Origin of the sequence: Duganella sp. CY15W (assembly GCF_009857555.1) — a bacterium.
GTDB lineage: Bacteria > Pseudomonadota > Gammaproteobacteria > Burkholderiales > Burkholderiaceae_D > Rugamonas > Rugamonas sacchari.
Window position 1 is genome coordinate 1,176,221 of the sequence record NZ_WWCQ01000001.1, and the last position, 20,166, is coordinate 1,196,386.

Annotated in this window: 19 protein-coding genes; 12 read left to right on the top strand and 7 right to left on the bottom strand. The window is 61.6% G+C overall.

Annotated elements, in window-relative coordinates:
* Positions 1-319: 319 nt before the first annotated feature.
* From GTP58_RS05585 to GTP58_RS05615, 7 genes are read left to right on the top strand one after another with little or no spacing between them, the layout of a single operon-like run.
* Positions 320-1,225 carry a FliM/FliN family flagellar motor switch protein gene (locus GTP58_RS05585; RefSeq protein WP_161076597.1) on the top strand — a complete coding sequence of 302 codons (906 nt, stop codon included), beginning with the start codon at positions 320-322 and terminating at the stop codon, positions 1,223-1,225.
* A 2-nt stretch (positions 1,226-1,227) separates the two neighbouring features.
* On the top strand, positions 1,228-1,599 hold the full coding sequence (locus GTP58_RS05590) for a FliM/FliN family flagellar motor switch protein (protein ID WP_202413478.1): 372 nt from the start codon (positions 1,228-1,230) through the stop codon (positions 1,597-1,599).
* A complete protein-coding gene (gene fliP / locus GTP58_RS05595; protein ID WP_161076599.1) occupies positions 1,596-2,372 on the top strand; it encodes a flagellar type III secretion system pore protein FliP in 777 nt (258 codons plus the stop codon). The genes GTP58_RS05590 and fliP overlap by 4 nt, the downstream gene beginning before the upstream one ends.
* 18 nt (positions 2,373-2,390) lie before the next feature.
* A complete protein-coding gene (fliQ, locus tag GTP58_RS05600; RefSeq protein ID WP_072784256.1) occupies positions 2,391-2,663 on the top strand; it encodes a flagellar biosynthesis protein FliQ in 273 nt (90 codons plus the stop codon).
* A 19-nt stretch (positions 2,664-2,682) separates the two neighbouring features.
* On the top strand, positions 2,683-3,477 hold the full coding sequence (locus GTP58_RS05605; protein ID WP_072784258.1) for a flagellar biosynthetic protein FliR: 795 nt from the start codon (positions 2,683-2,685) through the stop codon (positions 3,475-3,477).
* Positions 3,470-4,606 (top strand): flagellar biosynthesis protein FlhB, encoded by a 1,137-nt coding sequence (locus GTP58_RS05610; protein WP_072784261.1) that lies wholly within the window; start codon positions 3,470-3,472, stop codon positions 4,604-4,606. The genes GTP58_RS05605 and GTP58_RS05610 overlap by 8 nt, the downstream gene beginning before the upstream one ends.
* Positions 4,603-6,690, top strand: coding sequence for a flagellar biosynthesis protein FlhA (locus tag GTP58_RS05615; protein WP_161076600.1), 2,088 nt, complete (start codon positions 4,603-4,605; stop codon positions 6,688-6,690). The genes GTP58_RS05610 and GTP58_RS05615 overlap by 4 nt, the downstream gene beginning before the upstream one ends.
* A gap of 138 nt (positions 6,691-6,828) precedes the next feature.
* On the opposite strand, the gene GTP58_RS05620 is transcribed toward GTP58_RS05615, so the two are convergent.
* From GTP58_RS05620 to GTP58_RS05630, 3 genes are all read right to left on the bottom strand, one after another.
* Positions 6,829-7,800: a hypothetical protein gene (locus tag GTP58_RS05620; protein ID WP_161076601.1), complete on the bottom strand. Its 972-nt coding sequence runs from the start codon at positions 7,798-7,800 to the stop codon at positions 6,829-6,831.
* Positions 7,801-7,913: 113 nt separating this feature from the next.
* Positions 7,914-8,813 carry a flagellin gene (locus tag GTP58_RS05625; RefSeq protein ID WP_161076602.1) on the bottom strand — a complete coding sequence of 300 codons (900 nt, stop codon included), beginning with the start codon at positions 8,811-8,813 and terminating at the stop codon, positions 7,914-7,916.
* Between the two features lie 277 nt (positions 8,814-9,090).
* Positions 9,091-10,767, bottom strand: a complete 1,677-nt coding sequence (locus GTP58_RS05630) for an electron transfer flavoprotein-ubiquinone oxidoreductase (protein WP_202413479.1) — start codon at positions 10,765-10,767, stop codon at positions 9,091-9,093.
* Positions 10,768-10,948: 181 nt separating this feature from the next.
* Between GTP58_RS05630 and GTP58_RS05635 the strand changes: the two genes are divergently transcribed.
* Positions 10,949-11,725, top strand: a complete 777-nt coding sequence (locus tag GTP58_RS05635) for an SDR family oxidoreductase (RefSeq protein ID WP_072784272.1) — start codon at positions 10,949-10,951, stop codon at positions 11,723-11,725.
* Positions 11,726-11,728: 3 nt separating this feature from the next.
* Here the strand turns inward: GTP58_RS05635 and GTP58_RS05640 are convergent, their stop codons facing one another.
* Positions 11,729-12,289 (bottom strand): LuxR C-terminal-related transcriptional regulator, encoded by a 561-nt coding sequence (locus tag GTP58_RS05640; protein ID WP_072784274.1) that lies wholly within the window; start codon positions 12,287-12,289, stop codon positions 11,729-11,731.
* Positions 12,290-12,416: 127 nt separating this feature from the next.
* On the opposite strand from GTP58_RS05640, the gene GTP58_RS05645 reads away from it, so the two are divergent.
* The 4 genes from GTP58_RS05645 to GTP58_RS05660 all read left to right on the top strand — a co-directional run bounded on the left by GTP58_RS05645 (position 12,417) and on the right by GTP58_RS05660 (position 18,059).
* Entirely contained in the window at positions 12,417-13,124 is a 708-nt protein-coding gene (locus tag GTP58_RS05645; RefSeq protein ID WP_161076603.1) for a CoA transferase subunit A, read from the top strand.
* 11 nt (positions 13,125-13,135) lie between these two features.
* Complete coding sequence (locus GTP58_RS05650; protein WP_072784278.1) at positions 13,136-13,786, top strand: CoA transferase subunit B; 651 nt, start codon at positions 13,136-13,138, stop codon at positions 13,784-13,786.
* A gap of 119 nt (positions 13,787-13,905) precedes the next feature.
* On the top strand, positions 13,906-15,651 hold the full coding sequence (locus tag GTP58_RS05655; RefSeq protein ID WP_161076604.1) for a zinc ribbon domain-containing protein: 1,746 nt from the start codon (positions 13,906-13,908) through the stop codon (positions 15,649-15,651).
* A 20-nt stretch (positions 15,652-15,671) separates the two neighbouring features.
* Positions 15,672-18,059 (top strand): DUF3857 domain-containing transglutaminase family protein, encoded by a 2,388-nt coding sequence (locus tag GTP58_RS05660; protein WP_161076605.1) that lies wholly within the window; start codon positions 15,672-15,674, stop codon positions 18,057-18,059.
* Here GTP58_RS05660 and GTP58_RS05665 read toward each other — a convergent pair.
* The 3 genes from GTP58_RS05665 to GTP58_RS05675 all read right to left on the bottom strand — a co-directional run bounded on the left by GTP58_RS05665 (position 18,043) and on the right by GTP58_RS05675 (position 20,067).
* Positions 18,043-19,083 (bottom strand): HAF repeat-containing protein, encoded by a 1,041-nt coding sequence (locus GTP58_RS05665; RefSeq protein WP_229215431.1) that lies wholly within the window; start codon positions 19,081-19,083, stop codon positions 18,043-18,045. The genes GTP58_RS05660 and GTP58_RS05665 overlap by 17 nt on opposite strands.
* Positions 19,084-19,178: 95 nt before the next feature.
* Positions 19,179-19,646, bottom strand: coding sequence for a hypothetical protein (locus GTP58_RS05670; RefSeq protein WP_161076607.1), 468 nt, complete (start codon positions 19,644-19,646; stop codon positions 19,179-19,181).
* Positions 19,647-19,671: 25 nt separating this feature from the next.
* Positions 19,672-20,067 (bottom strand): hypothetical protein, encoded by a 396-nt coding sequence (locus GTP58_RS05675; RefSeq protein ID WP_161076608.1) that lies wholly within the window; start codon positions 20,065-20,067, stop codon positions 19,672-19,674.
* Positions 20,068-20,166 lie beyond the last annotated feature (99 nt).

Consider the following 20,166-nt stretch of genomic DNA (forward strand, 5'->3'; position numbering starts at 1 on the left):
AGCAAATATCGTTATAAATCATTCACTAAGCGCCGTTTGTTGAGGTGTGTTGCAGAGCAATGTAAGCCGCTGACAAGCTGGAACAAGCTTACCTGCTAGCAACATTCCTGTAAAGCGGTATTTGCCCCAGGATAACTTATTGGGCCAAATATTGATTATTAGCAATAATGTGAATTTTGATGTATGCTGCTACCGAGATCGTCCTACTTTAAGTTACGATTAGCTATCGAGCCTGAAAATTGCGCTGGAAGTAACCAGTTTTTAGCTGGATAGTGCGATGATGGAGGAGTGGGGAAGAATTATCCGACATGGCCAACACATGACAACGACAAAACAGACGCAACATCAAGTCCTGGACCCCTCCCTGCTGGGACGTCCGGTGCACCTGCTGCATATTTTTGCAGCGCAGTTGCGCGACGATCTGGCGCAGTCGATGCGCCTGAATATGAACCGCCGCTACTGGGGCGGCTTCCAGGTGGACGATGTGGGCTTCAGCCGTCTGGAAGGCAATGAAATCCGCAGCCGCTGGCTGAGTTTTTCCGCACCGGCGGGCCAGATTGCGTTTGCAATGGAACGCAAGGTGCTGCTCAGCGTTCTCAACTACCGCTATGGCAGCGGCGCCAAGAGCGAAGCCAAGGCCGATACCTCCTCCGCAGTCGATGAAAGCACGGTGCGCGTGACCGCCACCGAAGAGCGTCTGGCTGTGGTGCTGGGGCAACAGTTGGCCGGCACGCTGGCCGGCCGCATCGAACTCAACCTGCCAGCCATCGAGAAACCGGCGCTGGCCGAGGGCGAGATTGCGCCAGCGGACGAGCCTGCCGATACCGAATTCAAGCCGGTGCCCGGCTCGCATCCGCCGAAAGGCACCTGGGTCATCACCGTGACCGTGGCCGACGTCGCCAGTGGCGCCACCGGCCAGTTCTGGTTTGCGCTGGACAAGCACCTCATGTCCAGCGTGCTGCGCGGCCTGCTGCGTGACCGCGACGCCGGCAAAAAGAGCAAGACGGCCGCACCGCTGGCGCAGCGCCTGCAGGTCGGCCTGATCGGCCGCCTGGCCAGCAAGGAAGTCACGCTGGGCAGCTTGTACGATTTACAGGTTGGCGACGTCATCCCGATCAGCCTGGCCAGAGCAGACGTCTTGCTCGAAGATTCCCGCCTGTTTACGGCCGCAGTCACCGAGCACAAAGGCAAACTCTGTTTAACCTCTTTTGAAGACGCAGAATAATGATGAACATGAACGTAGCCAATCCTAGCGACGCCCTGCTGGAAGACCTGTCGGAAGAAATGATCATCGATCAGCCCGGCACCGAGCTGACCGATATTCCGGCCTCGACGCCGCGCCGCGACCTGCCAGCCATGATGCGCAAGATCCCGGTGACGCTGACGCTGGAAGTGGGGTCGGCCCGTATCTCGCTGCAGGACCTGATGAATATTGGCCCGGACAGCGTGGTGGAGCTCGATGTGCTGGCCGGCGAACCGCTGGTCATCAAGGTCAATGGCACCGCCATCGGCCGCGCCGAAGTGGTAGTGGCAGGCGAAAACTACGGCCTCAAAGTGATCGACCTGGACGGCCTGAATCTCGACATGATGGCTCCATGACCTGGAGCGTGAACCTGCAGTGGCGGCGCCGCCTTGCAGCGCTGGCGCCAGCCGCTGTTGTCTTGCTGGGCCTGGCGTGCACGCCGGGCATGGCCCAGGCAGTGGACCTGCTGGCCAACGTGGTGCCGGGCGCCAAGACCGAACTGACGGTCAAGATGCAGATCCTGATCGTCATGACCTTGCTGGGCTTGCTCCCGGTGATGGTCATGATGATGACCAGCTTTACCCGTTTTGTGATTGTGCTGTCGCTGCTGCGCCAGGCCCTGGGCCTGCAGCAGGGCTTGCCCAACCGCGTGATTACCGGCGTGGCGCTGATCCTCACGCTGCTGGTGATGCGGCCGATCGGCAACCAGATCTGGACCGATGCATTCGTGCCGTATGACCAGGACAAGATCGGCCTGGAAACCGCGCTGCAGATTGCCGAGAAGCCGATTTCGCGCTTCATGCTGGCGCAGACCAGCAAGGCGGCGCTGCAGCAGATTGCCCACCTGGCCGGCGAAGACAAGATTACCGAGCCGGCGCAGCACGCGTTCACCGTCAAGCTGGCGGCGTTTGTGCTGTCCGAGCTGAAGACCGCGTTCCAGATCGGCTGCATGCTGTTCATCCCGTTCCTGGTGATCGACCTGGTGGTGTCGTCGGTGCTGATGGCGATGGGCATGATGATGCTGTCGCCGCTGGTGATTTCGCTGCCGTTCAAGCTGCTGCTATTCGTGCTGGTGGACGGCTGGACGCTGACCGTGAATACGCTCGTGACGAGCATCCAAGCTTATTGATAGGGATAGGGCAGACCGATGCTGACTCCTGAAGTTGCCGTCGACCTGGTGGTCGAGTCGCTGCACATCGTCATGCTGCTGGTGGTGATCCTGGTCGTGCCCGGCCTGATTACCGGCCTGCTGGTGGCGCTGTTCCAGGCCGCCACCCAGATCAACGAGCAGACCCTGAGCTTCCTGCCCAGGCTGCTCATCACGCTGCTGGCCATCATCCTGACGGGGCGCTGGATGGCGACCTATCTGATGGACTTCTGCGTGTCCATCTTCACCCGCGCCGCCACCCTGGTCGGCTAGCCCGCCGCGCACCCGCCTCATGGAAGCCATCTTCGCCCAGTTGCTGCCGATGCTGACCGCCCTGTGGTGGCCGTTCTGCCGCATCCTGGCCATGTTCATCGGTGCGCCGGTGCTGGGCGAGGCGGTGACGCCGACCACGGTGCGCATCCTGATCGCGCTGGTGCTGGCGATCATCATGATGCCGCTCACCAGCGGCGTCGACTGGGGACCGGCCGCGATCAACCCGTTTTCGCTGCATGGCGTGGTGGCCACCATGGAGCAGGCGCTGATCGGCTTTGTGCTGGGGCTGGCATTCCATTTTGCGATGTCGGTGATCGGCGTGCTGGGTTTCATGGTGTCGTCGCAGATGGGCCTGTCGATGGCGGTCATGAACGACCCGCTCAACGGCCAGTCCTCGGACGTGACCTCGGCCTTGCTGTCGACGCTGGCCATCATCATCTTCTTTGCCATCGACGGCCACCTGGTGATTGCCAATGTGATTGGCCAGAGCTTCCGCGCCTGGCCGCTGGGCCATGGCTTTGGCCCCTTGCTGCTGCAGACCGTGGCCTACAACGTCGCCTGGATTTTTTCGGCCGCCATGCTGCTGGCGATTCCCGTGGTGTTTTCCACGCTGGTGGTGCAGCTGGGCTTCGGCTTCCTGAACCGCGTGGCGCCCAGCCTCAACCTGTTTGCGCTGGGCTTTTCCGTGATTACCATTTTCGGCCTCATGATGCTGGCCCAGGTGGTGCGTTTCATTCCCGAACACTATGTCCGGATGACCAATATGGTGCTGGAAATGATACGCCAGCAGATGCAGGTGGCGCTCCATGGCTGACGACAGCACTGGCGATAAAACAGAAAAGGCTTCACAGCAGAAGCTCAAGAAATCGCGCCAGGAAGGGCAGGTGGTGCGTTCGCGCGACCTGTCGACCGCGATCGGGATCCTGGTCAGCCTCAAGCTGTTTGTCTACCTGCTGCCCGGCTACCTGATGGAGTTCAACGAGATTTTCCACCAGAGCTTTGCGCCGTTCAGCAGCGAGGGCGCGATCGACAACACCATGTCGATCGTCTTCAGCAGCTCGATGTGGCTGCTGATCAAAATGGTGCTGCCGCTGTTCGTGGTGCCGTTGTTCATCATGCTGGGCGCCATGGTGCCGGGCGGCTGGGTGGTTTCAACCAAGCACTGGGAACCCAAGCTGTCGCGCATGAGCCCGATGGCCAACCTGGGCCGCCTGTTCAGCGGCAAGCACGCGTTCGAGCTGGCGGTGTCGATCGGCAAGGCGGGCGTGCTGATTGCCGTGCTGATCCACGTGGCGCGCTCGTCCGTCAACGATTACACGCAGCTGCAGAACATGCCGATGGGGCAGGCCATGTTCATGGGCTCCAACCTGATGCTGGACGGCCTGATGTCGATGGTGGCGGTATTCATCATCTTCGCGCTGATCGACGTGCCGGCCCAGGCCTGGTTCTTCGCCAAGAACCAGCGCATGTCCAAGCAGGATTTGAAGGAAGAGCACAAGTCGACCGAGGGCCGGCCGGAAGTCAAGAACCGCATCCGCCAGCTGCAGCGCGCCATGGCGCGGCGCAGCGCGCGCAAGACCGTGCCCAGCGCCGACGTGGTGATCGTCAACCCGGAGCACTATGCGGTGGCGCTCAAGTACGATCTCGACAAGGCGGAAGCGCCGTATGTGATTGCCAAGGGCCTGGACGAGATGGCGCTGTACATCCGCCAGCTGGCCATGGAATTCAAGATCGAAGTGATGGAGCTGCCGCCGCTGGCGCGCGCCATCTACAACACCAGCCAGGTCAACCAGCAGATCCCGGTGCAGCTGTACCAGGCCGTATCGCAGGTGCTGAACTATGTGCTGCAGTTGCAAGCATTCCGTGCCGGACGGCGTAACGCCGAGCCGGTACGTCCAGAAGAAGTTGTTGTGCCCACATCCATGAGCGAGGTTAAGCAGTGAATTTTTTACAGACGCTGATCGCGGAGGCGCGTCGCCACAAGTTTGCCACCCCGGCATTCTTGCTGATGATTTTGGCGATGATCATTCTGCCGTTGCCGCCGGTGCTGCTGGACGTGATGTTCACGTTCAATATCGTGCTGGCATTGATTGTGATTCTGGTGTCGGTGTCGGCGCGCCGGCCGCTGGACTTCTCGGTGTTCCCGACCGTGATCCTGGCCACCACCATGCTGCGGCTGACGCTGAACGTGGCGTCGACCCGCGTGGTGCTGCTGCACGGCCATGAAGGCACGGCCGCCGCCGGTCAGGTGATCGAGGCCTTTGGCAAGGTCGTCATCGGCGGTAACTACGTGGTCGGTATCGTGGTGTTCGTGATCCTGATGATCATTAACTTCATGGTGGTGACCAAGGGGGCGGAGCGGATTTCCGAAGTGTCCGCGCGCTTCACGCTGGACGCCTTGCCCGGCAAGCAGATGGCGATTGACGCCGACCTCAACGCCGGCCTGATCAATCAAGAGAAAGCCCAGCTGCGCCGCCTGGAAGTGGCGTCGGAAGCCGACTTCTACGGCGCCATGGACGGCGCCTCCAAGTTCGTGCGCGGCGATGCGGTGGCATCGATCCTGATCCTGATCATCAACATGGTCGGCGGCGTGGCGATTGGCGCGCTGATGCAGGACATGTCGTTTGGCGACGCCTTCAAACAGTACGCACTGCTGACCATCGGTGACGGCCTGGTGGCGCAGATTCCGGCACTGCTGCTGTCGGCAGCGGCCGCGATCCTGGTGACCCGCATCTCGGATTCGGGCGATTTCGAACAGCAGGTGGGCAGCCAGGTGCTGACCTCGCCGCAGGTGATGCTGAGCGCGGCCGGCATGATGATGATACTGGCGCTGGTGCCAGGCATGCCATGGCAGATGTTCGGCCCGTTCTCGCTGGTGCTGGCGTATGTGGGCTGGAAGCTGCTGAACCGGGTGCAGAAGCCCGACACCAGCAATCTCGACGCGATCGAAGCTGCGCTGCGCGATGACCGCGCGCCGGATCTGGACTGGCACAGCCTGCCGGCAGTGATGCCGCTGCAGATCGCGGTCGGCTACAAGCTGGTCGGCCTGATCGACAAGGCGCATGGCGAACCGCTGACCAAGCGCGTCAAAGGCGTGCGCCAGAGCTTGTCCGAATCCATGGGCCTGCTGCTGCCGCCGATTTCGGTGCGCGACGACCTTGGGCTCAAACCCTCGCAGTACTCGGTGATGCTGTCGGGCAGCGTGGTGTCGCAGGCCGAGGTGTTTGCCGACCGCCTGATGGCGATTCCATCACCGAACGTGTACGGCCAGATCGACGGCATCCCCGGCATCGAACCGGCTTACGGCATGCCGGTGACATGGATAGAAACCAGCGAGAAAGCCAATGCGCTGGGCCTGGGCTACCAGGTGGTGGAAGCGCCAAGCGCGATTGCCACCCATTTGTCCAAGCTGATCCGAGAATACCTGCCCGAGCTGTTCCGTCACGAAGACGTGCCGGCGCTGATGGAGCGTCTGAGCGCGATCGCGCCCAAGCTGGCCTCCGCGCTGGACAAGGCGCTGACGCATACCCAGATGCTGCGCGTGTTCCGCGTGCTGCTGGCCGAGAACGTCTCGCTCCGGGACATCGTACCGATCGCCACCACCCTGGTGGACAGCTCGGAAACCACCAAAGACCCGATCCTGCTGGCCGCCGAAGTACGCTGCGCGCTGCGGCGCCAGATCGTCACCAGCCTGTTCGGCCAGAAGACCGAGATGCAAGCCTTCAACCTGGGCGGCGATCTGGAAAACATGCTGCTGGGATCGCTGAACCAGGCGCGCCAGAGCGGCAAGGTAGTGCTGGACAACTACCCGATCGACCCGCACCTGCTGGCCCAGCTGCAAGTGAACATGCCGGTCGCGCGCGAGCAGATGAAGCAGCAGGCGACGCCGCCGCTGCTGCTGGTGCTGCCGCAGATCCGGCCGCTGCTGGCGCGTTACGCGCGCCTGTTCGCGCCCGGCCTGCACGTCCTCTCCTACAACGAAATCCCGGAAAACCGCGAAGTCAGCATCATCGGCACCGTCGGCTAACCACTGGACTGCCTCCGGGGTCAGGTCCGTCATTTCTACACGAGCTCTGCCGTAATCACGCGACTACGGCAGAGCTCGTGTAGAAATGACGGACCTGACCCCGGAGTGTTTTATGGTGTGACGAACCGGCCTGGGAGTTCAGGCGGATTCGGAGAAGAGGTCGTCGGGGACGGTGGGTTGCGATAGCAGAACGGCGACTTCGGCCATGGCGCGGAACAGGGCTTGTGTCAGCGCTGCCGTGTGCAGGCGGCTCGGGTAGGCGTGTTCGCCGGAGGAGGCCGGCAGTTCGCGCCGCAGGCGGCAGCGCAGGATGCTGAGGCCGGAACGGCTGACCACAGCCGCCAGCTGCGGCAGCATGTCGCGCATGTGCTGCATGGCCGAGGTCTGCGCGGCGCCGACTTCCATCACCACGCCATTGCCGCTGGCCGGTTCCATCTGGATCACGACCCGGCCCACGCCGGGCAGCATCAGTTCCAGCCGCAAGGCCACGCGCGTGCGGCGTCGGCGGTTGCGGTCGTATTCTTCATCATCCTTGACCACCACTTTCAGCACCAGCCGTTCGGCGCCCCAGGCGTAGACGGCAAAGCGCCACGGTTCCATTTCGGTGACCAGCGGCAGGCCGGGACGGCCGTCGCGCAGCGAGGCGGCGGCGTTGTCGGTCATGAACAGGCTGGCGGGCAGGTGCTGGCCGGTGGCTTGCTCGAGCCAGGCGGCACGCTGTTCGCCGTAGGTGCGGACCATGACTTGCCAGGAGGCGGCCATCATGTTGGTGTCGGGCGGCTGCCATACCATCTGGCGCGACAGGAAGACCTGGTTGGGACGCATCGCGGCCGGGTCGCCGGCATCGGGCACTTCGGCCAGCGCCGCAGCCAGTGCTTCGGCGCCGCCGGGCGGCAGTGTCTGGGGTTCGGGGCCATCAAGGATGGCGCCGACGGCATTGGGGCCGTTGGTGCTGTTGGGACCGCCGGGCAGCAGCGGGCCGACCGGGAAGTCGATATCGAGCGGTCCTTCGACGCCGGGGGCGCGCGCAACCGGGCCTGGCTGCTGCACGGGCTGCCGGTCCGGGACGCCCAGGGGGCGTAATGAAGGTCCGATACGATCTACGGCCATCAGGCTCGCTTTCTACTTTGCTGATATAAAAAAAGCCAACCGAAATGCTCCGGTTGGCCCTTTTAGTATTCCGGATATGCCAACTATGCCAACATATCCGGATATTACTACGATTACTGCAGCAGGGACATAACCAGCGACGAGGTGCTGTTCGACTGCTTCAGCATGGCGGTGCCAGCTTGCAGCAGCATCTGTGCCGAGGTCATGTTCGACGATTCAGCGGCGAAGTCGGTGTCCATGATACGGCCGGTCGCGGCCTTGGTGTTGGTCGACACGTTGGCCAGGTTGTTGTAGACGTGGTCCAGACGGTTCGAGACAGCACCCAGTGCCGAACGTACGGTCGACACGTTGTCGATGGCGGTTGCCAGTTTGTCGATCGACGCATTGGCGGTGGTGGCCGAAGCGATTTCGGTACCAGCGGTGGTGGCGCCAGCTGGGTCAACGCCGTCAGCGCCGAAGTGGGCCGATGCGCCGGTCAGGCCGGAGGTGTTCATCGCGGTCAGTTCGGTGGTCAGGTCGACGCTCATGGTCTCGCTCGACGAGGTGCCGATCTGGAAGGTCACGGCGGTGCCCGAACCGAATTTCGAACCGGTTTTGGTGCCCAGCAGCGAGGTGCCGCCGAACGAGGTGTTGGCCACGATGTTGGTCAGCTCTTTGCCCAGTGCATCGTATTCAGCTTGCATTGCGGTACGGTCGGAATCGGTCGACGAACCGTCAGCCGATTGGGTGGCCAGATCTTTCATACGCACCAGAATGTTGGTGGTCTCGTCCAGCGCGCCTTCGGCGGTTTGCATCATCGAGATCGAGTTCTGGGTGTTGCGCATTGCTACGGTCATGCCGCTGGTCTGATATTTCAGACGGGTGGCAATTTGCAGGCCCGCAGCGTCGTCCATGGCCGAATTGACACGGAAGCCGGTGCTCAGACGAGTCTGCGAGGTCGACAGCTGCGACTGGGTGCGGGAGATCGAGTTCTGTGCGGAAAGGGCCGCAGAATTGGTGTGAAGGCTCAGCATGAAATAACTCCTGGTAGGTGGATTCAGTTCGGAGCAACGGATCCATTGTGCTCTCCCAAGTACAAGACGACCGTATCTGGAAGGACATTAAATGCTTTAAGGAAATTTATGAAAAATTTTTTAAGGGCGACGCCAAAACCGCTGTTTACCGCCACTTGCGCCCTGTCTGCATCCGCCGATTATGGGCCGATTGCCGGGCCGGAGCAAGAATTCGTACCGTGTGCCAAAAGAAAAACAGCGCGGTTGAAGGCCGCGCTGTGGTCAAAGTGTTGCTTTTTTACATATTCGGATAATTCGGGCCGCCGCCGCCTTCCGGCGTGATCCAGACGATATTCTGGGTCGGGTCCTTGATATCGCAGGTCTTGCAGTGGACACAGTTCTGGGCGTTGATCTGCAGGCGGTCGGCGCCTTCGTCGGTTTTGACGAATTCATACACGCCGGCCGGACAGTAGCGCGCTTCCGGACCCGCATACTGGGCCAGGTTGACGTCCACCGGCACGCTCGGGTTCTTCAGCGTCAGGTGGATCGGCTGGTCTTCGGCATGGTTGGTGTTCGAAATAAACACGGACGACAGGCGGTCGAAGGTCAGCTTGCCATCCGGTTTCGGGTAGCTGATCGGCTGGAACTGCGACGCCGGCTTCAGGCATTCGTGATCGGCGTGCGAGTGGTGCAGCGTCCATGGCGCCTTGCCGCGCAGGATCAGCTGGTCAATCGCGGTCATGACGCTGCCCAGGTACAGGCCTTTGCTCAGCCATGGCTTGACGTTACGCGCCACATGCAGTTCGTCGTGCAGCCACGATTGCTCGAACGCGGCCGGGAAGGTGGCCAGTTCGTCGCCCTGGCGGCCCGCGCCCAGCGCTTCAAACACGGATTCCGCAGCCAGCATGCCGGATTTGATCGCGGCGTGGCTGCCCTTGATGCGGCTCATGTTCAGGAAGCCGGCGTCGCAGCCGATCAGCGCGCCGCCCGGGAACACCAGTTTCGGCAGCGATTGCAGGCCGCCGGCGGTAATCGCGCGGGCGCCATAGGAAATGCGCTTGCCGCCTTCCAGGAAGTGGCGGATTTCCGGGTGGGTCTTGTAGCGCTGGAATTCCTCGTACGGCGACAGGTAAGGATTTTCATAATTCAGGCCCACCACGTAGCCGACCACGACCTGGTTGTTTTCCAGGTGGTACAGGAAGGAGCCGCCATAGGTCTTGGCGTCCAGCGGCCAGCCGGTGGTGTGGACCACCAGGCCAGGCTGATGCTTGGCCGGATCGATTTCCCACAGTTCCTTGATGCCGATGCCATAGGATTGCGGATCCTTGCCCTTGTTCAGGTCGAATTTGGCCATGAGCTGCTTGCCCAGGTGGCCGCGCGCGCCTTCGGCAAACAGCGTGTATTTGCCGTGCAGTTCCATGCCCAGCTGGAATTCCGGACCGGCTTCGCCGTCGCGCTTGACGCCCATATTGCCGGTGGCCACGCCTTTGACGGAGCCGTCATCGTTGTACAGCACTTCGGCAGCAGCGAAGCCCGGGAAGATTTCCACGCCCAGCGCCTCGGCCTGCTGGCCCAGCCAGCGCACCACATTGCCCAGCGAAATCACGTAGTTGCCGTGGTTTTCGAAGCACTTCGGCAGCAGCATGTTGGGGGTCTTGAAGGAGCCGGTTTCGGTCAGAAACAGCACGCGGTCTTCGGTGACCGGGGTGTTCAGCGGTGCGCCTTTTTCTTTCCAGTCAGGGATCAGCTCGGTCAGAGCCTTCGGGTCCATCACGGCGCCCGACAGCGTGTGCGCGCCCAGTTCGCCGCCTTTTTCCAGCACGACGACCGACACTTCCTGGCCTTTGGCCGCGGCCAGCTGTTTGATCTTGATCGCTGCCGACAAGCCTGCTGGGCCGCCGCCGACGATCACGACGTCATACTCCATCGCATCGCGTGGGCCGTACTGTTCTACGAGGTTTTGAGGCTCTGTCATGGTCTGTTGTTATAGTGATTGTGGTGAATAAAAAAATTTTAGCACGAACGTTCTGTTTTTTGTTGCCGGTTTGCGTGTGGCGCCATTTTCCGCGACATTATTAGACACCGCAATCTAATACTGGCGATTTATGTAATGATTATGCTTCGACAGGTATTATCACCAACACTAGGAGCAGCTCGTGGGCATAGAAGTTAACTTTGAGGGAAAAATTGCGCTGGTCACCGGCGCCTCCAGCGGTCTGGGAGCCCGGTTTGCCAAAGTGCTGGCTCAGGCAGGTGCCCAGGTGGTGCTGGCCTCGCGCCGCACCGAACGCCTGAAGGAATTACGCGCTGAAATCGAGGCCGATGGCGGCGCCGCGCATGTGGTCAGTCTGGATGTGACCGATTACGCCAGCATCAAGTCGGCGATTGCCCATGCCGAGACGGAAGCGGGGCCCATCGATATCCTGGTCAACAACTCGGGCGTATCGACCACCCAGCGGCTGGTGGACGTGACGCCGGAAGACTATAACTTTGTGATGGATACCAACCTGCGCGGCGCGTTTTTCGTAGCGCAGGAGACGGCCAAGCGCATGATTGCGCGCGCCAAGGGGGATCCCACCAAAAAACACCGCATCATCAATATCGCTTCGGTGGCGGGCCTGCGCGTGCTGCCGCAGATCGGTGTGTATTGCATGAGCAAGGCCGGCGTGGTGCAGATGACCAAGGCAATGGCGGTGGAGTGGGGCAAATACGGCATCAATACCAACGCCATCTGCCCCGGCTATATTTCGACCGAAATCAATGAAGACTATTTCGCCTCCGAGCAGGGCCAAAAGCTGATCGCCATGCTGCCGCGCAAACGGCCCGGCAAGCCGGAAGACCTGGATGGCCTGCTGTTGCTGCTGGCGGGCGAGGACTCCAACTTCATCAACGGCGCCGTGATCTCGGCGGACGACGGCATGACCGCGATGTAAGGCTTAGAGCTGTACGCCGACCAGCTTGTGCACGAGTTCGGACGAGGTGGCGGCGGAAAACTTGCGCATCAGTTTGGCGCGGTGCATTTCCACCGTGCGCGGACTCAGGTCGACCTGGCGCGCGATGGTCTTGCTAGTCTTGCCTTCCACCAGCAGCGCGGCGATCTCGCGTTCGCGCGGGGTCAGCTCGGCGGTGACGGGACGTTTTTCGCTGACATCCTCAAAGGTCCAGATGCCGGGACCAAGCGGCGCGCTCGACAGCATGGCGTGGCCGGTCACATGGCACCAGAACAGTTCGCCATCGGCGCGGCGCATGATGCGCTCGTCCGAGTAGCGGCCTTTGGCGTTCATGATGGGGATGATGCGGTCGCCGGTGCGCAGGAACTCGTCCATGGTGGGGTAGAGCGCGCGGAAGGACAGGCCGTCGAGCTGGGCGCGGGTGTAGCCAAACATGCTGGCCAGCGCCTCGTTGCTGGACTGGATGACGCGGTTTTCCGAGATGCACATGCCCACCGGCGCGTGCAGGAAGATGGTTTCGTAATCGATGACGGGCTGAACGCTCATGGTGTGGCAGCAGGTATTTCTACGGTATTGAACTTTCGATGTGCGTATTCTATGCTGAGTCGCCGCATCGCTAACGCATTTAATAACGTTGGCTAGGCTCATGCAACATAAATCATAAGGGACACCCATGAATAAAATCTTTCCGGACGCGGCCAGCGCTTTGGCCGGCGTCGTGCAAAACGGCCAAACCATCGCGGTTGGCGGTTTCGGCCTGTGCGGGATTCCTGAAGCGCTGATTGGCGCGCTGCGTGATTCCGGCGTGACCGGCCTGACCGCCATCTCCAACAACGCCGGCGTGGACGGCTTCGGCCTGGGCCAGCTGCTGGAAACCCGCCAGATCAAGAAGATGATCGCTTCCTACGTGGGCGAGAACAAGGAATTCGCACGCCAGTACCTGGCCGGCGAACTGGAGCTGGAATTCACGCCGCAAGGCACGCTGGCGGAAAAACTGCGCGCCGGCGGCGCCGGCATTCCTGCCTTCTTCACCAAAACCGGCGTTGGCACCATCGTCGCCGACGGCAAGGAAATCCGTGAATTCGACGGCGAACAATATGTGATGGAACGCAGCCTGGTGGCCGATGTGGCGCTGGTCAAGGCCTGGAAGGCCGACCACGCTGGCAACCTGGTGTTCCGCAAGACTGCGCGCAACTTCAATCCGAATGCCGCCATGGCGGGCAAGGTCTGCATCGTGGAAGTCGAAGAGCTGGTGGAAACCGGCAGCATCGACCCGGACCAGGTACACCTGCCGAGCATTTACGTGCATCGCATTGTGGTCAACGCCACGCCGGAAAAACGCATCGAGCAGCGCACCATCCGCGCCGCCAATCAAGAATAACGGAGATTACTATGGCATGGACTCGTGATGAAATGGCCGCGCGCGCGGCCAAGGAACTGCAGGACGGTTTCTACGTTAACCTGGGCATCGGTCTGCCGACCCTGGTGGCCAACTATGTACCAAGCGGCATGGAAGTGTTCCTGCAGTCGGAAAACGGCCTGCTGGGCATCGGTCCTTTCCCGACCGAACAGGAAATCGACGCCGACCTCATCAACGCCGGCAAGCAGACCGTGACGGCGCTGCCAGGCGCGGCGTATTTCAGCTCGGCCGATTCCTTCGGCATGATCCGCGGCGGCAAGATCAACCTGGCGATCCTGGGGGCGATGCAGGTGTCCGAACATGGCGACCTGGCCAACTGGATGATCCCGGGCAAAATGGTCAAGGGCATGGGCGGCGCGATGGACCTGGTGGCCGGCGTCAAGAAAGTGGTGGTGCTCATGGAGCACGTGGCCACCGCCAAGGACGGCTCGACCTCGCACAAGCTGCTGCCGAAATGCGACCTGCCGCTGACCGGTGTGGGCGTGGTGGACCTGGTGATTACCGACCTCGGCGTGATGGCCGTGACGGACGCCGGCCTGAAAGTGACGGAACTGGCGCCAGGCGTGACCAAGGACCAGATCCAGACCGCCACCGGCGTCAAACTGGATTTCTCGGCGCTCTGAATTTAGACCTCCGCATGAGAACGGCACGCTGCGGCGTGCCGTTTTTTTTAATTTTTTATTTCGTAGAAGTAATTTCTCGTAGTAGACTGATTTTGATTTTAAGATAACGTTAATCATTCATGAGCTACGAATTCAATCCCGAAAACAAACTCTTCGAGTTTCCCAATCCTCATAAAGTGCAAAACCTGGCCTTGCTGGTGGCTGGCGGCCTGCTGACCATCGGCGGCATCGGTACGCTGGTGTCGGTGCGCGAGCGTATTGCGCAGGGCACGGACCTGGCAGCGCTGAAAGTCATCGGCATCGCCGTCGTACTGATGGTGCTGGGTTTTGCGTTTCTGGGCCGGGCTTTTGTGCAGCTGCGTTTTTTCTTCGGCCGCAACCGCCCAGCCAGTCTGGCGCCGGTGATTGCCCCCGATGCGGATGGCGACAGCCGGCGGGCGGCGGAACACAAGGAAACGCTGCGCCAGAATGCGCTGACCTACGCCGAACCCAAGGGCGCACTCAATGGCTTGCTGTACTCCTTGCTGCCGGCGCTGATTTTTGCGCCGCGCGAGGTGCGCTTGTCGGCGCAGACGCAGTTCTATAATTTTTTGGCGCTGGCGGCGACCTTCCTCAGCTTCCTGGTTTGCTGGGTGGCGTTTGGCCAGAGTCCGGCCGCTGGCTGGATCGGACTGGCGTATGGCCTGTTTGCGTTTGTGCAGATCATCCGGCCGATGATGCGCGGCCGTACCGAGGAAGCCCAGCTAGGCGTGGGCAGCCTGGTGGTCCTGGTGGTGGTGGCCGTGCTTGGGCCAGTCATTCTGGGTATGCTGGCCAAGGGGCTGCCTGCTCTGGGCGAGGTGTCGATTAACAGCGTGGTCTGCGTGGCCTTGCTGTGTGCGCTGGTCAGCTGCGCGGTGTTTGGCCTGGCGCTGAAAAAGCAGCTGCATCCAGCGCCGGAGACGGTGGGCGCGGCACGTGTGACGGAAACCGTGACCATGAATGCCCATCCGAACAAACTCATCGAGGAGCTGGACCGTATCCTGATGACGCGCTGGTACAGCAATATTCCCAACCGCCGCTATACGCGGCATTCGCCGCAGGTCGATGGCCGCCAGGGGCAGTTCACGGCAGAGCTGTTTGAGGAAACCCAGCCGCGCCCGCAAACCAGCCGGGTTGCCGAGGGCCTGGGGCACGCATTCTCCAGCCCGCGGTTTTTCTGGCTGACCTGCCTGACCGCGCTGGGACTGATATTTACCCTGGCCGGCCTGGTGGCCGCGCTGCTGGTCAGCCAGCACATCCTGCATGAGGAGCCAGTGGCCAGCACGGCCGCGTTTGCGCTGAGCCAGTTTGCGGTCGCCATCTATTGCCTGCACGCTGCGCAAAGCCTGTGGGGCCGCTTTGATTTCGTCTCAGAGTTGATCTGGGTTGATATCAACGGCAGTTATGAGTCGGCGCAGATGAATGTGGGGAATCAGGTGACGTCGCAACTGCACAGCAGCAAAAGCGTCATCAATATCGAGGCGATGACGGTGCGCGTCTGGGTGTCCGAGATTGATACCGTCATCTTCGGCAAGGACGGCCAGCGTCAGCTGGTGGGCATGCGCGGCTTGCCCCTGTTGGCGGACGAATTGGCAAAAATGCTCAAGGGTTTCGGCGAAACCCGTTCGGCCATTGTGGCGCCGACGTCGCAGCAGGACTTGCAACGGGCGCAGAGCATTGGCGTGCTGGGCAAGGTGGTGGCCGGCGTGGTGCCGCCGGAGGCAGCGGGGCTGTCGGCGGTTCAGCCTGCGGAAGCCATCGCTGCGCCGCCAGCCTGCAAGCAATGCGGCGCCAGCATGGGACGTGATGCGCGCTTTTGCTCTGACTGCGGCACCGCCGTCTAGATTTCTGATAGGGTGAGCTGATGCACTTCGTGTTTGCGGTACTGGGATTTTTGTTGCTGTGCGCCGGTGACGCGCAAGCCAGGTCGGACGCTTATAAAACCGGCGCGCCGCCGGCCTGGGTGCTGGCGCTGCCGGCCGAGCCGCCGCCATCGCCTTCGCCATCACCATCACCGCAGCGCGGCAGCGTGACCTTCCTGCTGCGCGATATGCAGACGCGCGTCGACCAGCGCGGCAAGGTGACGTACTTCCATACGGCCAGCAAGGCACTGGATGGCAGCGGGGTGGAGAAGGTCGCCAACCTGAGCATCAACTTTGATCCCTCGTTCCAGACCCTGACGCTGCATGCGATCAATGTCATCCGCAATGGCAAGGTGATTCCCAAACTGCCGGGCGCGCGCGTGCAGGTGCTGCAGCGCGAGACTGAGCTGGACTATCTGGTGTACGACGGCAGCATGACCGCCAGCGTGCTGCTGGACGATATCCGCATCGGTGACATCGTCGAGTATGCGTTCAGCCTGGACGGAGTTAATCCGGTGTTTCAGGGGAAGGTTTCCAGCCGGGCCGAGATGGCGTGGTCGGTGCCGGTGGCGCGTTCCTTCGTGCGCCTGCTGATGCCGCGTAACCGTCCGCTGCGCATCGTCGCGCACAACAGCAAGATGGAACCGCAGATCAGCGAAGCTGACGGCTATCGCGATTACCGCTGGGAGCAATACGCCACGCCGGGCTTCAAGACCGACAAGGGGGCGCCGGAATGGTTTAATCCCTATGCCGCCGTGCAGTGGACCGAGTTTGCCGAATGGGCTTCGGTGGTGCAGTGGGCCTTGCCCCTGTATCAGCCGCCGCGCGAAGTGGGGCCGGCCCTGCGCGAGGAGATCGCCCGTATCGGCCGTGACTACACCGATCCCGCCGCCCGCACGGCCGAAGTGCTGCGTACGGTGCAGCGTGAAATCCGTTACCTTGGCATCGAAGTCGGCCCCGGCTCGCATGCGCCAACCCCGCCGGACAAGGTCTACCAGCGCCGCTTTGGCGACTGCAAGGACAAGACGCTGCTGACCATCACCATGCTGCGTGCGCTGGGCATTGACGCCGTGCCCGCGCTGGTCAACACGGAGATCACTCGAGATATCGAACACTGGGCGCCGACGCCACTGGCCTTCAACCACGTGCTGGTAAGTGCGCGCGTGGACGGCAATGTGTACTGGCTCGACCCGACGCGCAGCATGCAGCAGGGCGAGCTGGCGTATCTGCACCAGCCGGATTACGGCTATGCGCTGGTGCTGGAGCCGGGCAGCACGGCACTGAGCCTGATGGGGCCACGCACCGGCGGTGTGAAGCGCGTGCGTGCCGTGTTCGATGCCACCGATGGCGTGGATCGGCCGGTCAACTACACCATCAGCACCACGGTGCAGGGCGACCGCGCCGACAGTCTGCGCACGCAGCTGCAGCATAGCCGCGCCGAGCTGGAGACGCAGTATCAGAATTTTTACGCGCGCGGCTACGAAAGCCTGCGCGCCAACGGCGGCATGGATGTGCAGGACGATGAGCGCCGTAACGAGCTGACGACGGTGGAACACTACCGCATTCCCGGCTTCTGGACCTTCAACAAAAAGCGCGCGCGCAGCGAGGCTTATGTCGAGGTGTCGGAAATCGACAGCTCGCTCAAGGCGCCCGAGGCGATCAGCCGCAATGCGCCGTTGCGGTTGGAGTACCCCTACGAAATCACCGAGACCACGGAAGTGCGCTTGCCGGAGCGCTGGAATATCAAGACCAGCAAGGTGGAAGTCCACGATCCGTCGTTCGCGTTTTCATACAAGGTCACGCAGGGGCCGGACAGCCGCAGCGTGCTGATTACCGCCTACTACAAAGCCTTGCGCGATCACGTGGAGCCCGGCGACATGGGCAATTACGCCGCCCACCTGAAGCAGGCGCGCGATGCGCTGGGCTATAACCTGTACAGCAGCGCGGCCGGCGCCGGCAGCGAGGAAACGACCGGCAGCGTGAGCGGCCGCAGCGGCCTGCTGCTGGCCGCGATGATGATATTGATGGGAGCCTGGCTATGGCTGGCGATGCGCATGCAGCGCGCGGCGCCAGCGCACGGAGAAGTCAACCGCCGCCTGCTGCTGGCGGTGGTCATCATCAGCGGCACGGTGGTGATGTGCTGGATGTCGCCCATCCCCCTGTCGAAAGCCGTGCCGCCAGCGCTGGTGATCCTGGTCGTTATGGCGCAGTACCTGCTGCGCACCGTGCCGCAGGTACCGTCAACGCATCTGGCTTACCCATGGGCGTTGCGGCTGTACCGGGCGCGCAATGGCACCGGCCCGCTGGTGATGCGCTCCATGCTGCGCAAGCTGGTGCCGTTGATAGGCTGGTTCGCCATCGGCACCTCGCTGGTCAAGCTGATACGTTGAAAGGCAGCCGGATGCCGCGGTAACGGCGTTTGTAGATCACCACGCCCACCGCTGTCGTCACCACCAGCGCCGCTGCCATGAGCAGATCCTGGCCGCCATGCGTTTCTACGGCGGGCTGGCTGGAGATCATGGTGGCGGCATGAAACTTGTTGCCGGTGCTGCGCGCACCGATCACCAGCTCCTGGTTGTTGATGGCATTGACCAGGTACAGGCCATGGCCGCCCGGGTGCACAGTCATCTTGCCGTCGCGGTAGACGAAGGAACGGCGCTCATCGCCGATGCGGATGCTGCCGACCACGTGGCCGGCGTTGTTGACGGCGGTGGCAAAGCTGTCGCCATAGCCGATCAGCGCGCCGAGATCGGTCATCTTGCCCTGGTCCCAGACAAAGGCGTGCCAGCGCCGGCCTGCAGTTTCCGATGCGCCGACCACCATGCCATTGTCGTTGACGGCCGTGGCGCTGCTGGAGCGGCCGCCCAGCGTGCCGATGTCCTGCATGGCGCCACCGGCTTGGTACAGGAAGGCGTGGCGGTAGCCATCCATCATGGCCGAGGTACCGACGATGTCGCCGTGGTTGTTGATGCCCGCTGCGTAGCTGATTTTTCCGCCCAGCGTACCCAGGTCGACCGGCGCCTTGTCGCCGTCGGCGCTGAAGGCGCGGTAATAGCCGTCGGTGGTGTCGGCATAGCCGGCGATGTGGCCATGATCGTTGACGGCGGCGCCATAGCTGCTGTTGCCACCGAGCGTACCGATGTCGCGCATCTTGCCACCGTAAGGAACAATGAAGGCGCGCCAGTAACCACGGGCGTCCTGCGAGGTGCCGACGACATCGCCGCGCGCATTGATCGCTTTGGTAAAGCCCTCGTTGCCCCCTAGTGTGCCCAGTTCTATTGGCCGCTTGTCGAACAGGATGGCGCGCTGGTGGCCATCGTCATCCTCGATAATGCCGGCCATCTGGCCTTGTGCGTTGATGTCAACGGCGATGCTCTGCTCCTTGTCGCTGGCGCCCAGTGTCAGGTCCCCCATGGTGTCTCCTCTCTCAATAATGGAAAAAAGAACAGCAAGTCCCATGCCACGCCGATTTGCGCCCTGTGGACGCCGGAACTGTTCAAAAACGAACGCTATCGCTGTCCACTTTCGGACATTAAGTCCCTTGCTCGCTCGGCTTGTTCGCGCAAGGCAGACTGGTAACGATAGCGCTGCGCCTTCAACTGGTTTTGCGCCAGCGCCTGCTCGTAGGCTTCGCGCAACGCCTTGTCCTTGATCGCTTCCGGCGCCGCGCCGGCCGGCAGCTGCACTTCAGGTGACGGAGCGAGATTCAATTCCGGCACATCAGAAAAATCGTAGCCAGGTATGGTCTCCGCATCGATCGCGGAAAATACGGTGCGCCACAAAACTCGTTGTTGCGCGGCTTTTTGCTTGGGAAGGCTGGCAGTCAGCGTGATGGCCTGATTTAATGCTGCGATGTCTTGCCTGGTCCGCAAGCGCGTCAACAACGCCGGTATTTGCTGGACTGGATCTGCAGCAGCCGCGGGCAGTGCGATCAAACCCGCCAGCATGCAAAGCAGGGCGCGGCGGCGTTTAATCACAGACCTCTCCAACCGCGTTGATACGCTATTTGCGGTTGAGGAGTTCCAGCGTGTCCTTGCCGAGGATACGCAAGGTGGCACTGGATTCGAAATCGCTCAGTTCATGTTCTGGCGGCAGTGCAGGGTCGTTGACCTTGACCTTGGCCGAGAGCTCGATGAGCGCGGTGACATCAATCAGTTTCAGGCGGAACTCGGTGATCTCCTGCGCTTTCAGGATGGATGACAGGTGAATCACTTCGCCTGGCTTGATGGTCGTGAATACCTTTTTGAGCGCGAATTTCGGCAGGCCGGTCTTCAGCACGGCCTTGGCCTGCGTTTCCTTGTCAATCAAGGTCAGATACGGGCCTTTCTCCTGCATATACTGCTGCGGCAAGCCGATGGAGAAAGGCGATACATTCCTGATCGCGATATCAATCGGCATATCCTGGCCATCGAAAAGGCACTCGGTTTTTTCCTTGCAAGTTACCTGAACCGATAACAACTGGCTGCTCATGCCATTTCCTTTTAAGTGCGGTAGTGA